The 13,463-nt window shown below is 62.5% G+C and carries 14 protein-coding genes; 6 read left to right on the plus strand and 8 right to left on the minus strand.

Annotated features, from left to right (window positions below; all coding sequences use genetic code 11):
* Positions 1-346: 346 nt before the first annotated feature.
* Positions 347-1,501: an MFS transporter gene (locus tag AC6CH3_RS12910; protein WP_498132814.1), complete on the plus strand. Its 1,155-nt coding sequence runs from the start codon at positions 347-349 to the stop codon at positions 1,499-1,501.
* 53 nt (positions 1,502-1,554) lie between these two features.
* Positions 1,555-2,259 carry an SOS response-associated peptidase gene (locus AC6CH3_RS12915; protein WP_498132815.1) on the plus strand — a complete coding sequence of 235 codons (705 nt, stop codon included), beginning with the start codon at positions 1,555-1,557 and terminating at the stop codon, positions 2,257-2,259.
* A 90-nt stretch (positions 2,260-2,349) separates the two neighbouring features.
* Here the strand turns inward: AC6CH3_RS12915 and AC6CH3_RS12920 are convergent, their stop codons facing one another.
* On the minus strand, positions 2,350-2,616 hold the full coding sequence (locus tag AC6CH3_RS12920) for a YegP family protein (RefSeq protein WP_498132816.1): 267 nt from the start codon (positions 2,614-2,616) through the stop codon (positions 2,350-2,352).
* Between the two features lie 45 nt (positions 2,617-2,661).
* Positions 2,662-2,925, minus strand: a complete 264-nt coding sequence (locus AC6CH3_RS12925; RefSeq protein ID WP_498132817.1) for a DUF3040 domain-containing protein — start codon at positions 2,923-2,925, stop codon at positions 2,662-2,664.
* A gap of 255 nt (positions 2,926-3,180) precedes the next feature.
* Between AC6CH3_RS12925 and AC6CH3_RS12930 the strand changes: the two genes are divergently transcribed.
* The gene (locus AC6CH3_RS12930) at positions 3,181-3,489 is read left to right on the plus strand and encodes a hypothetical protein (RefSeq protein WP_498132818.1); all 309 of its coding nucleotides are present in this window, start codon (positions 3,181-3,183) and stop codon (positions 3,487-3,489) included.
* 522 nt (positions 3,490-4,011) lie between these two features.
* On the plus strand, positions 4,012-5,103 hold the full coding sequence (locus tag AC6CH3_RS12935; protein WP_498132819.1) for a DUF6528 family protein: 1,092 nt from the start codon (positions 4,012-4,014) through the stop codon (positions 5,101-5,103).
* Between the two features lie 15 nt (positions 5,104-5,118).
* Here the strand turns inward: AC6CH3_RS12935 and AC6CH3_RS12940 are convergent, their stop codons facing one another.
* On the minus strand, positions 5,119-5,850 hold the full coding sequence (locus AC6CH3_RS12940; protein WP_498132820.1) for a FadR/GntR family transcriptional regulator: 732 nt from the start codon (positions 5,848-5,850) through the stop codon (positions 5,119-5,121).
* A gap of 194 nt (positions 5,851-6,044) precedes the next feature.
* Here AC6CH3_RS12940 and AC6CH3_RS12945 point away from each other — a divergent pair, with 194 nt between their 5' ends.
* Together AC6CH3_RS12945 and AC6CH3_RS12950 are read left to right on the plus strand one after the other, a co-directional pair.
* Positions 6,045-6,602, plus strand: coding sequence for a gluconokinase (locus AC6CH3_RS12945; RefSeq protein ID WP_498132821.1), 558 nt, complete (start codon positions 6,045-6,047; stop codon positions 6,600-6,602).
* A gap of 51 nt (positions 6,603-6,653) precedes the next feature.
* A complete protein-coding gene (locus AC6CH3_RS12950; RefSeq protein WP_498132822.1) occupies positions 6,654-8,057 on the plus strand; it encodes a GntP family permease in 1,404 nt (467 codons plus the stop codon).
* Between the two features lie 348 nt (positions 8,058-8,405).
* Here AC6CH3_RS12950 and AC6CH3_RS12955 read toward each other — a convergent pair whose 3' ends face one another.
* From AC6CH3_RS12955 to AC6CH3_RS12975, 5 genes are all read right to left on the minus strand, one after another.
* The gene (locus tag AC6CH3_RS12955) at positions 8,406-9,746 is read right to left on the minus strand and encodes an MFS transporter (protein WP_498132823.1); all 1,341 of its coding nucleotides are present in this window, start codon (positions 9,744-9,746) and stop codon (positions 8,406-8,408) included.
* A gap of 125 nt (positions 9,747-9,871) precedes the next feature.
* Positions 9,872-11,080, minus strand: coding sequence for an aminotransferase-like domain-containing protein (locus tag AC6CH3_RS12960; protein ID WP_498132830.1), 1,209 nt, complete (start codon positions 11,078-11,080; stop codon positions 9,872-9,874).
* 131 nt (positions 11,081-11,211) lie between these two features.
* The gene (locus tag AC6CH3_RS12965) at positions 11,212-11,886 is read right to left on the minus strand and encodes a GntR family transcriptional regulator (protein WP_498132824.1); all 675 of its coding nucleotides are present in this window, start codon (positions 11,884-11,886) and stop codon (positions 11,212-11,214) included.
* Entirely contained in the window at positions 11,883-12,686 is an 804-nt protein-coding gene (locus AC6CH3_RS12970; RefSeq protein WP_498132825.1) for an amino acid ABC transporter permease, read from the minus strand. Before AC6CH3_RS12970 ends, AC6CH3_RS12965 begins: the two co-directional genes overlap by 4 nt.
* Positions 12,687-13,039: 353 nt before the next feature.
* Positions 13,040-13,463 (minus strand): FCD domain-containing protein (locus AC6CH3_RS12975; RefSeq protein WP_498132826.1); only part of this gene is annotated, 424 nt, incomplete at its 5' end.

Here is a 13,463-nt window from a genome sequence, read left to right on the forward strand (position 1 = left end):
CTCAGATTGGATGGTTTACCCATCATGCCCGATTTCTACTGATTGTTCAACAATCAAGATCCGGCCTGAGGCGTTTCGCGACGCGAAACCCTTTGGGAAGCACTTTTCTGCCGGGCGCGCGCCCGGCAGGTTTGGGCCCGCCCTCGCCAATCTTCGCCGCGACGAACGCAGCCTAACTGCCGGCGCCCGTATTCCGGCCGCCTCAAAAGTGGCGCCAAGCATCATTTTGCTGCTCCATGTCGTGGTGGCGGATGCGGCGAATGGACTGCCCGGGCCGGCACTTATTAGGCTCGGAACAATGCCTTCTCCCTAGGGGCGGCGACATCCTTTCGAAGGCAGTAAGAATATGAGTGCGCTGCGTTATCTCGCCGCTTCCGTACCACCAAGAATGGCGAGTGCCGGTTCGGTAGTGGCGCTCCCGGTTCTGGCTGTGCAACAGATGAACGACGTCGCCGTAGGCGGTGTGCTGGTGGCAGCGTCGCTGGGCCCGAGCGTTCTCGCGGCACCGCTGGTGGGGGCTGCCCTGGACAGAACCCGTCGCCCCGGCGCATGGATCGCAGCCTCCGGGGTGATCACCGCCGTCGCTTTGGCGGTATCCGCCTTTATCGGCGAGATACCAGTCCCTGTTGCCTTGGCATTTCTGGTTGCTGCCGGAACAGCCGCCCCCTTTTACATGGGGGGTCTGTCAAGCTTCGTCGCCAATTCAATACCTGGCGGTCGTCGGGCCTTCGCCTACGATGCCCTCTCATACAACATCTCAGCCGTAGCTGGCCCCGCCGCCGTCGCCTTAATTGTGGCCTTCATGCCAGCCAAGGCTGCTCTCCTGCTGCTGGCAGTCAGTGCGGCAGTCGGTTCAGTGGCTGTCCGCACAGTCCGGCTTCACCCCCACACCCGTGCGGAAGTAACGCCATGGCGGGCAGCCAAAGCGGCTCTGCGCCGGATCGTCCTGCACCGTCCGTTAGCGGTTGTGACTGCAGCCTCGACCCTGACCCAACTGGGCCAAGGCGGCCTGGCCATCGCGGCCATTGCACTTTCGATCGAAAGGATCGGCTCGCCCGGTGAAGGTGCAGCCCTGGTGACGTCCTTTGCCGCCGGCAGCCTCCTTGGTGCCTTTTACCAGACCGTGCGACCTGCGCGCAGCAGGCCGCACGTCCTCATGATGGCAGGATTCCTTGCCACAGGGTTGTTGACGATCAGCGCAGCGCTCGATATCGGAATAATCTGGACGGCCATAGCCATTGGCCTGTCCGGCGTCTTCACGGCCCCCAGTGTGGCCGCTATGCTCCACCTCCGCAATGAATTCAGCCCGCCGCACCTCAAATCCCAGATTTTCACAGTCACGGCAGGTTTCCGCGCCAGCGCCTCTGCAGCCGGTGCAGCTTTGGCCGCCTCAGCGACAGGGTTCGGGGGCACAGCCGCAGTGGTCGCTGTGGGTCTGATCTGGGTAATATCGGCCTCGCTAATGGGCGCCTACCCAAGGGCCGCACAGGACGTCGAGTAGCCGCCCCGGGCAGTTCCACTACCAACTGGCGCCGCGTCAGGCAGAATGGCCTCATGTGCGGCAGATACGTGATGTCCAAGGCCACCGGAGACCTTCTGAGCTACTTCGATGCCAAGGAGGTGGAGGGCTCTCCGCCCCCGCCGAGCTGGAACGTCGCGCCTACACAGGATGTGCCCATCGTGGCCGAACGGCTGGACGAAGGGAGCGTTGAACGGCATCTGCTCATTGCCCGTTGGGGCCTGGTGCCGTCCTGGGCGAAGGACATCAAGATCGGCAACAAGCTGATCAACGCCCGCAGCGAGTCGATCCTGGAGAAGCCGTCGTTCCGGAAAGCCGCGGTGAAGCGACGTGCAGTGGTCCCTGCCGAAGGATATTTCGAGTGGCAGAAGACCGAGGACGGCAAGAAGATCCCCAACTACCTGTACTCGGAGAAGGAGCCGCTGCTGGGCTTTGCCGGCCTGTACGAGTGGTGGGCTGATCCATCTCTACCCGAGGATGACCCGGGGCGCTGGCTGCTCAGCTGCACGGTGCTGACCACGACCACGCAGGACGCCCTGGGCCACGTCCACGACAGGTCACCAGTCATCATCCCCAGGGACCGCTTCGCTGAATGGCTCGACCCGGATCTGACCGACAAGAACGACATTCAACATTTGCTGGACTCCCTGCCGGAGCCGACCCTGACGCCCAGGGTTGTCAGTCCCCGGGTGAACAGCGTCCGGAACAACGGGCCCGAACTGATCGAGCCGGCCGAGTGAGCGCGTTCGAGACCTGCGGTGGAGGATGAAGCCGCGGTGAGGGGTGTGGAGGGCCACGGAAAAGTCTCAACAGGGCTTCGTGGTGCCCCCTTAGCCACCCCATGATCGGGTAGGCGATTGCACGGAGGGCTGACGCGGCCGCGGCCGGGGGGTGCGGTCGTTAATGAGCGCCATAGCTGCACATTCTCGTGCATCGCGAATGGCTGCAACGCACGAGTCCTTGTCCGTGTACGGTCCCGACACGGCTAGTACTTTCCCGGTGTGGGAGAGCAGTCTGAAGGCAAAGTTACCCCGGCTGGTTACCACCAGTTCGAATGTTCCTGACACGGTTACATCATCCTTAGATCGGGCGCCCATCCGTTCAGGCGCGCATTATAGGAGGGGTTGTTGGGCTAAATCGGGTCAGCGTGCGCTCTCCAGGAGAAAGTAGGTGCCTGTTCCCATTAACAAGAAGCCACCGACGCCGATGACGGTCAGTTGAGCTTCGATTCCTGCAATCAGCACCACAACCCCGAGCAGGCACACGATGGCAGCGAAGAATCTACTTGCCCTGAACCTGTTCTCGACCTGGCCCGACGAGAGTTCTCGGGCCAGACGCGGATCGTCTGCGGCCAGGTCCAGCTCCAGTTCTTCAAGCACCTTCCGCTCTTTATCGGATAACGGCATCGGGAACCTCCCTATCGATACCGGCCTTACAAGGGCCTCGCAGTATTCTTGGTCTTTCTGGTCTTCGGCATAAAACTTTCCGTCGCGCCGTGGGCTCTCTTTTCTGCCCGTTTCTCCTTTATCGCTTTTCCCTGCTTTTTGGCATTTCCCTTATGAGGAACTTTGTTCGGCATTTTGACTCCATCTAAAAATAAAAAGGTTGCAGTTAGCAATTCTCAACGATCAGGCATTAACCGACGAAGGGGCTGTCGGTGCTTGAATGAACCGAATTTATGCATTGCGGTATTTTTACCGGTTGCCGGGGGCAAGGATTATCTGGATTTCCTGGAGCGAGAGCTGGGCAGATTCCGCAAGCAGGTCATCCGGCGTTCCCTTGGCCGACGCGGCATGGAGAGCCCTATGCAGCTGGATGACGGCGTGGTCCATTTCCCACCGGCTGCTTTCAACCCGGGCGGCAGCGGCCCAGACCTCTTCCCGGGGGTCCGGCTGTGGGTCCAGTCTGAAGCCGCAGTGGCATTGCCAAACGAGTCGCAGGTCGGACGTGCAATCCGCCAAACCCAGTGACGAGGAATCTTCCGCAGCGGCAGCCTTATGAATGGTTAGCTGCATCGCCTCACCGCAATGGTCGGGGCGGATAACGGGCGACCCAGCCGGGGAACCCTTCGGAGACCCTCCACCCTCAGGAAAATTTCGAATGGTGTGATCGTTACTGATAAAAGACATGAGATCTTTCCTCTCAAATCGTGCACTGAAGGAAAAAACATCCTGATTCATTTATAGCCGATATTTTTTTTAAAGCCAGTTCGGTTTTTCTGGGGGTTCGCTTTTGAGGCCAGAAGGGGAAAAGGGACGCAAGGCAGGTTGAGGCGCCACGGGGGTGTTGCCTCTCTACCGTGCTGCTCGCTCCTGGGCGGCGCGGCCCTGACTGATTCCCGGTCACTGAACGAGCGGCAAAACGCAAGTCAAACAGAAACCTGCATTCATTTACTGCATCGACTGGACATATCCCACTCCGTTCCCCAAGGTGGATAAGGTGTCCGGCGTCATCCGGCGTCGGAAGATCCGACATTCCTGCTGGGGGAAACTATGGCCATTTTTGACCTGGGTGCCGGCACGCTCGGAAACCTGAACAAGCAGACGACCCAAAGCCGGACCACGGCGAGCAGGCGCACAGTGCTCAAGGGCCTGGCCGCGGGAGCCGTCCTCGGACCGGCATCGGCCCTGACCGGAGGCGCCGCCCACGCCGCTGCCGGCTACCACCTGGCAGTGGTTGACCAGAACTCCAAGACGGTGCGGATCTACGACCGCAACGCGCAGCGGTGGAACGACGATGCCGTGATCTGGTCCTTCGAAGGCAAGGAACCATGGCTCGGCAAGAAGTGGTGGACGGACCTCTCCGACGTCAAGATCCGTAAGACCCAGGCGCGGGGGCGGATCGCGCTGGTCTGCGCCTCCGGCGGTGCCGCCGGAATCGTCCAGATCAAGCGCGGCCAGCACACCGACTCGGACAACGACCTGATCTGGCAGGCCTACCCGGATGACAACCCGCACTCCATCGAGAGGATCCCGCACAACGGCTCGATCCTCACCGCCAGTTCGAAGGGCGGGAAGAACCTCCAGCTCTACTCCCCGAAGAACGCGGACAAGATCAACGACTTCGACAGCTATGAGAAGGTCAACTCCTGGAGCTTCCCTGGCGCCCATGGCATCGTCTGGGATCCGCGCCGCAGGAACGAGGTTTCCCAAGGGGTGCTGTGGGTGCTCGGCGACGGCAAGCTCGTGGGCTACAAGGTCAAGGGTTCCGGCCGGCACACCGACCTCGACGTCTGGCGCGAAGTGGTCATCGACCACGCCGGCGCCAGGATGGGCCACGACCTCCAGCCCGACTACACCAGTCCCGGCCACCTCCTGCTGACCGATAGCAAGGGCGTCTACCGCTACGACGTCAACAGCAACAGCAAGGTGATCGGCAAGCCGATCTGGGCCAAGGGGCGGGTCAAGTCCATCGCCCGGCACCCCGCCACCAAGGAGTACATCTGGGTGGTCGGTTCACCCGACACCGGCGAGATGGGCACTCAGGTCAGCATCGGCAAGGACCTGGGGACGCCGACCGATGAGCGCGGCTGGTCCGACGCGCGCTTCTACAAGGCCAGGATCTTCAACCCCGCCTACGAGTGACCAGGGGTCCGGAGGCTAGTGCAGGCCCATCGCGTTCCGCACCTCGTCCAGGATGTGGTGCATGGCGGTCTCGGCCGCCGTGGCATCCCCGCCGGCCACGGCTGCGGCGACCTCCTCGTGGGCGTCAAGGGCTTCCGCGCGGGGCTTGAAGGGCATCAGTCCCTGCCGGGTCCTGCTGGTGAGCACCTCCGCCACCATCCCCTCGAGGGCCGTGAACATCTCGTTGCCGCAGCTCTGCAGCAGCAGCCGGTGGAAGGCGATGTCGGCTTCGAGGAACCCCTGAAGTTCGCCGGCTTCGCCCAGCCGCCTCAGGTCCGCGGCCAACGCCACGAGCTGGCTGCGTTCCGCGGCGCTGGCCCGGCGGGCGGCGCCGGCCGCGGCAATGGGTTCGACGGCGATGCGCAACTCCGTCAGGCTGCTGTACTGCCGCTCCCGGTGGTCCGATGCGAGGCGCCACCGCACCAGCTTCGGATCAAAGACGTTCCACAGCTCCCGGCGCTGCACCACGATGCCCACGCGGCGCCGCGAATACACCAGGTTCATTGATTCCAGGACCTTCATCGTGTCGCGGGCGACCGTGCGCGATATCCCGTATTCCTGCTGCAGCCCCTCGAGGGTGAGGCGGCTTCCCGGCGGGAGTTCACCGGCGGCGATAGCCACGCCAACAGCGTCCAGCACGCGTTCATGCATGGCGGGGGACCCGCCGTCGTTCGCGTGATCCACGTGGTCTGCTGTCGCCGTCGACATCTTCCTGCCTTCCCTCTGCGCTGCTGCAGCGCGCTCTCACAGCGTACCGGAAGGTGACGCCAAAGGTATGACCTGTGACACGTAAAGATAGTATCTTTGGTCTCAATTGGTGATACCTTATCTGCAGCGCAGTTCTAGTGGGCTGCCGATTGAGCTTCTTCCACAAGCCAAAGACGTCTTCTTCGGAGGTAAACATGCAGTATCCAGCCACGCATCTCGTGGTCATGGGCGTTGCCGGTTCCGGCAAATCCACCATCGCCGCGGCCCTGTCAAAGCAGCTTGGCTGGGCATGCGCCGAGGCGGATGAGTTCCACCCGCAGTCCAACATCGACAAAATGAGCCAAGGCATTCCCCTGCAGGACGAGGACCGCTGGCCCTGGCTGCTTCAGATCCGGAACTGGATGACAGAACAGGCCAAGGCCGGCCACAGCACCGTGCTCACCTGCTCGGCCCTCAAGCGCAGCTACCGCCAGCTGCTGTCCGAGGCGGAAGGCCGCGTCCTCTTCATCCACCTGCACGGCGAGGCCGCCCTCATCAGCGAGCGGATGCAGGGCCGCGAAGGCCACTTCATGCCGCCCACCCTCCTGCCCAGCCAGCTCGCCGCCCTGGAGCCGCTGAGCCCAGAGGAACTGGCGGATGGAAGCCTGCGGCTGGACATCTCCCGCTCCCCGGAGGAACTCATCGCGGCCATCGTGGCCGCGCTCAAGCTGCCGTACGACCCGGACCCGGACCCGGCGCGCTCCGCCCGCTGACCCGCACGCTTTCACCACCCAATTAGCAAGACCCTGTTTCAAAGGAGAACCATGACCATCGAAGGATGGACCCAAACACTGGGCGCAGGCCCCCTGCTGCTCATCGCGGCGGCCGCAATCGCCGTCCTGCTGTTCCTGATCATCAGGCTGCGCATGCACGCGCTGCTGGCACTGATCGTCGTCAGCCTCGCCACTGCCTTCGCCACCGGCATTCCCGCTAACCAGGTGGTACCGGTGCTGATTAACGGCTTCGGGACAACCCTCGGAACTGTGGCTCTCCTCGTTGGCCTGGGCGCCATGCTCGGCCGGATCGTCGAAACCAGCGGCGGCGCGAAGGTCCTGGCCGACTACCTGATCGGCATGTTCGGCGAAAAGCGCGCCCCGTTTGCCCTGGGCCTGGCGTCCCTGATCTTCGGCTTCCCCATCTTCTTCGACGCCGGCCTCGTGGTGATGCTCCCCGTGGTCTTCGCCGTGGCCCACCGCCTCGGCGGGGGAGTGCTGCGCTACGGCCTTCCGGCAGCCGGCGCGTTCTCCGTGATGCACATCTTCCTGCCGCCGCACCCGGGCCCCGTCTCGGCGTCGGCTTTCTTTGAGGCGAACGTCGGCCTGGTGACCATCGCCGGCCTGCTCACCGCCATCCCCACCTGGTACGTCACCGCCTACCTGTACGGCCTGTGGACCGGCAAGCGCCTGCAGCTCCCGGTTCCGGAACTGCTCGGCCACGCCAGCGCCGAAGCCGAAGCCCACCCGCCGCGGTTCCGCACCATCATCGGCCTGCTGCTCCTGCCGCTGGTGCTGATCTTCATCAACACGGGCCTCAACACCTTCGCCGCCTCCGGGGTGCTGCCGGAAACCGCCCGGGACGAGCAGTGGTTCCAGGTGCTGCGCACGATCGGTGAAACGCCGGTGGCGCTGCTCATCTCCGTCCTGGTGGCGATGTTCGTCCTCGGCGCCCGCCGCGGAACCACCAACGGCGCACTGGAAAAGCTGCTCGAATCCTCCCTGGGCCCGGTCTGCTCCGTCATCCTCATCACCGGCGCCGGCGGCATGTTCGGTGGAGTGCTGCGCACCTCCGGCATCGGCGATGCCCTGGCCGACGTCCTCGGCAATCTGGGCATCCCGCTCATCCTCGCCGGCTTCCTGATCTCCGCGATTCTGCGCATCGCCCAGGGTTCCGCCACCGTCGCCCTGACCACCGCCGCGGGTCTCATCGCTCCTGCCGTTGCGACGGCCGGACTGAACGGCATGCAGATCGCCGCCCTGGTCATCGCCGTGGCCGCCGGCTCCGTGGTGGTCTCGCACGTCAACGACTCCGGCTTCTGGCTCGTGGGCCGCTTCTTCGGCATGGACGTCAAGACCACATTGAAAACCTGGACCGTCATGGAAACCCTGATCGGCACCATGGGCTTCGCCATCGCGGCCGCCATCTTCGGCCTCGCCGGGCTGGCGGGTTAGCGCCCTTTAGTTGAGTACGACGGCGGGAGGCTGGCAGATCTGCCAGCCTCCCGCCGTCGTTCTCTGCTTTAGGGAGTTCTTTCAGCGTCCCGGCTGGGCTGGTCAGCTCCTTTACAGATTGGGGATTGTCAACAATTTACGATCATGCTACGTTGTCCTCCTAGACTGCACACGCCGGCACAAGGGCCCCGGAAGCGCGAGGATGCGTTTCCTTGCGGGGCAGCCTCGTGGCGGCCATGGAAGGGGACAATAATGAAGAACGACACTGTGTGGCTGACCTGCGAAGACGACTGCTGGTACTGCACGGGGCCGGAGACGGACTAGGCCGGCACTGGGATCGCAAAGTACTCAGGCGGTGTGAAGTTTCTGTGCGAGCTGGGCCTTTGTTTTCGGCAGGAAGCGGTTAATGGCTGCCGCCGAGATGCCGGCCAGCAGGGTCAACAGCACCCACGGAGCGGCCGCCGTCATGGATGGTGTGTAGGCAAGTTCGTAGAGCGGGGCCAGGGCCGTGTTGCCCAGGAGGACGGCGACCCCTCCCGCGCTGGCGAGTAAGCCATAGAAGGCTCCGGTAGGACGCCCGGCGGAATACTCGAGTACCAGTCCCATGGCAACCGGCGTCACGCACATGTGTCCGAGGGAAAGGCCCGTGATGAGCAGAAGGGCCGGCAGGATGGGGAACCCGTCCGGCGGAGACAACACGGCCATGACGGCAAGGGAACCGAAACCTGCGGCTTGCAGGGCAAATCCCAAGGGGAGGGCAACCTTTGCCCCTGCCCGGCGCATGAGCCTTGCCATCGGCCACTGCAGGACGACGGTCAGGACAGATGCACAGGCGAATACCGTGGCCAGCGCGCCGATGCCGGCGCCGCTGCGCTGGAGTTCGACCGGCAACCCGAAGTAGAGCTGGTTGTAGGCCAGGAGATTGACGCTGTAGAAGGCTGCAAACGAGATGAACTTTTTCTCGCCGAAGCAGGACCAAATTCCCGACGACGGTGCGGACTTTTCGGCGGGAGCCTTGGAGCTGGCGGGGCGCGTTTTAGGCAGGAAGCGCAAGAAGACCAGGGCCATCAGGGCAAAGACCCCGGCCCCTATCAGCAAGGCAGTGTCAAAGCCGGTATTGAGCAAAAGGGCACCCAGCAGCGGGCCGACAACTGCGCCTACTTCCCCAAAGACCACCAGCAAGGCAAAGAGGGTGGAGCCCTGGTTGCTTTTTGTGGTGCTGTTCGGGGTGGTTTTGGGGCGGGTGGTGCGGCGCTGTGCAGCGGCTGCCAGGAGGCTTTCCAATGCAGGCGAGAACAGGGCGCCACCAACCCCGGTGACAATGGCACCGAGCAGGAAGAGGGGGAAATCTTCGGCCAGGACCAGGAGCAGGTATCCGGCGATCCGCACCAGGCATCCGGTGATCATCGCCCGGCGTGCCCCCCAGACGTCGGCGATGGCCCCGCCGAATAGGAACAGCCCTTGCTGGGCAAAGGTGCGTGCGCCAAGGACGATCCCGATTGCCATGGCGCCCATGCCAAAGTCTTCCCGCATGGCCACTGCCAGGAACGGAATCACGGAGAAGAAGCCAATGTTGAAGATGAGCTGGCTGGCCAGCAGAAGCCGCGGTGAAGCTTCCACCCTGGCCGGGGCATCACCGGCACCGGTGGCTTCCGCGCGCGACTTGCGTGCCGCCGTCGATGTACTCATGTGTTGCTCCCGATTCTGCTGCCACCAGCTCGTCCGCCGGGCAGTGATTGATGCATTTTCCATGCAGGCTGAATAGCCAACAATCTAATGCTATCAAGAATCATTCGTAATAACTAGGGTTGCACTTAGAGGGCTTTGAGCGCCTCCGCGAGTCGCGAGATGCCCTGCTCGGTCCGCTCGGGCGTTTGCGAGGCAAAGCACAGCCGCAGGGCGTTGCCGAACTGTCCAGTCACAGAAAACGCGCGCCCGGGGATGAATGCCACCCCGTATTGGACGCCCAACTCAAAGAGTTTCGACGTGTCGACGTGTTCACCGAAGGTGAGCCACAGGAAGAATCCGCCCTGCGGATCCGTCCAGGTCGCCTGACCGCCGAAGTGGCGCTCCAGGGACTCCTGCATTGCCCTCATCCGCCTGCAATATTCGCTGCGGAGCCGCTCCAGATGCGGCTCAAGGTCGCCGCGGCGAAGGAACTCTGCCGACAGGAGCTGATTGGGCACGTTCGTGCAGGTGTCCATCGTCTGTTTTGCATCAATGAGTTTCGCGACGACGGCGGGATCGGCGTCCACCCAGCCGACACGCAACCCGGGGGCGAGGATCTTGGAAAAGGTGCGGACGGAGAAGACGAGCGGATCCCCGCAGCCCAGTTCGCGGAATCCCGGGATGTGCTCGCCGTCGAAACGCAACATGCCATAGGGGTCGTCATCGATGATGATGCTGCCCCATTCCCTGGCCAGGGTCAGCAGAAGCAGCCGGCGCTCCAGGGACATTGCCGTCCCGGTAGGGTTCTGAAAGTTCGGAATAACGTAGATGGCCTTGGGCAGGCGCCCGGCTTTTTGCACCAGCTCCGGCAATGCCTCAACAATCAGGCCATCGTCGTCAATGGGTGCCTCAACGATGTCCGCACCATAAGCCAGAAGCGTGGCGCTGCCGTTGGTGTAGGTCGGTGCCTCGACAATCACAAGGTCGCCGGGGTCAACAAACAGCTTGCCCGCGAGGTCCAACCCCTGCATTCCGCCGCTCGTGATGAGCAGCCGTTCGGGAGTCGTGCGTTCGGGCGTGGTTTCCAGGTATGCAAGGAGGGCATCGCGGAGTGCATTTTCGCCCTCGGTGGCCCCGTATGCGAAAGCTCCGGCCCCGACGTCGGCCAGAACGGAACCATAGATTTCGCTGAAAGCATCGGAGGGAACCGCTTCGGCAGCCGGGCTCCCCATCGCAAAGCTGACGATATCGTGTGTCTGCCGCTGCAGCAGGGACGTACTCGAATCGATGATCGAACCGACCAGCCCCTTGGTGCGGGCTGCCCACGGGAGGCTTACGGGACTGGTGGGCGCAATTGACACGATGCGTTCTCTCTCTCGGCAGGACTCAGCGCCGGAGGAGCAACGTCCTGTATCTATGGAAGATTTCCTCTAGAGCTTATCGTCGATTGTTGACAATTGCTAGGACGCAAGCGCGCCTCGCTTTGTCAGGCTGTAGGCGCGGTGAGATCCTCAACGGCCGTTCCGAGATGCCGTTTGATGGCGTCCTGGAGTCCCTTTCTGTCTTTTGCTTCCAGTAGATCCAGGAGGATCTGGTGTTCCTGGACCAGCACGTCCACCCGGGGGTAGGAGACTTCCAGGTTGAGGATGCACATTCTGGATTCGGCTGCGAGTGTCTGGTAAATCCGGATCAGGCGGGTATTGCCAGTGCCCGCCACGAAGGAGATGTGGAATTGCATGTCCAATCGTGCAAGTGCCTGCCAGTCTGCGTCGGCAACTGGCTTTGCCATGTCCTTGATGATTCCCTTCAGCACGTCGCAGGTGGCAGTGATCTTCTCCGGCCCGGCGTCCATCAATATGTTTGCGGCGGCTGATTCCAAGGCCTCGCGGACGGCGTAGATCTCCTTGACGTCATCCGTCGAGAGCTCCGTGACGAAGACGCCACGGTTGCGGTGGCTGACCAGGAGCCCCTCCTGGCACAGGCGCTGCAATGCTTCCCGGAGCGGGCCCCTGGATGTGCGCAGCTGGCTGGCCACGGCAGATTCATTGATCTGCTGTCCCGGACGGAAGGTCCCCTGGACAATCTGTTCCCGCAGCTGATCGGCGATCAGCTGCGCCGTGGGCCTTCCCTCCAGGACAAACAGTCCTTCCACGGTGCTCATCGGGCCGTACCTTCCGCTTCTGTCAGCACAAGTTTTGCTTTCCGGGGGAGCCGGGAGGTTGCGCGGGAGTATTTTTGCTCGAGCTTGGACTGCGGGTAGCTCAGCAGCAGGGTCATCACCAGGTACCAGAGGCTGGCAACGATCAGCAGCGGGATGGTCTCGTAGGTGCGGGCGTAGATGAGCTGGGCGCTTTGGAGCAGCTCGGCGACGCCTAGCACGCTGACCAGGGAGGTTTCCTTGAACATGCCGATGACCTGGTTGCCGGTCGCCGGGATGATTGAGGGCATCGCCTGCGGGATGATGACCTTGCGCATCTTCATCGCACCGCTCATGCCCAGGGAGTCGGCGGCCTCGATCTGGCCCTTGCCGACCGAGGAGAACCCGCCGCGGATGATCTCGGCCATGTACGCGGCCTCGTTCAGCGTCAGGCCAACCAGGGCCGCGGTGATGGGTGCCATCAGGGCATTAATGTCGATCGCGGTGCCGATGTCCGTGAACGGGATGCCGATGAACAGGTCCGGGTACAGCGCGGCGATATTGAACCAGAAGATGAGCTGTACCAGGACGGGGGTGCCGCGGAACAGGGTGATGTAGACGTTGGCTGTGGCTGCAACCGGTTTGATGCTCGAGGACCGCATGATTGCCAGGGCCAGGCCCAGGAGCGTTCCCAGGGCCATGCTGGCAAGCGTGAGGAAGATGGTGAGCATCAGGCCACGGAGGATCGATTCATGCGTGAAGTACTGGGCGACAACACCCCACCTGAAGTTCGGGTTGGTCGATACTGAGATCAGAATGCCCAAGGCCAAGAGCCCACACGCGATCCACGCGACGTATTCAAAAGTGCTCCGCCGCCGGAGCCTTGGCTTGAGCGAGGAGTCAATCCCTCTTACGGCGGATTCCCCTTCTGGATGGATTAGTTTCTTCACGGCGTCCCTCTAGTTGAGCTTGGCCCTAACGTTCCTATGTAAATAATGCACCCGCCGGGATCGCAGATCATCGACAATTCACAGGAATTTTTTCCATGCTTTCATCGACGACGGGCTTATCACATGGGACCAGGACCCAGACGGGGCACTGGGGAGAAACGGAAGAGGTGGCCAGGTCCGTAGGACCTGGCCACCTCTTCACTATGGATACTGCTCGAACACCGTAGCTAGGCGATGATCTCCCGGTCTTCCCTCGTTGCCGTGAGATCTTCAACGGCCTTTTGCAGGTGCCGTTTGACGGCCTGCTGCAGCCCCGTCCTGTTGCCTGCTTCGAGCAGGTCCAATAGGTTCTGGTGTTCCTGGACCAGCACGTCCAGGCGGGGGTAGGAGACTTCCAGGTTGAGGATGCACATCCTTGATTCGGCCGCCAGCGTCTCGTAAATCCGGATCAGCCGGGTATTTCCTGTTCCTGCGACGAAGGAGGTGTGGAATTGCATGTCCAGCCGTGCAATCTCCTGCCAGTTTGACGCGGCAACCTGCTTTGCCATGTCCCTGATGACTTCCTTCAGCACCTGGCAGGTGTCTTGGATCTGCTCCTGTCCGGCATCCATCAACGTGTTGGACGCGGCCAGCTCCACGGACTCGCGGACT

It is taken from the genome of Arthrobacter sp. GQ119 (assembly GCF_059759125.1).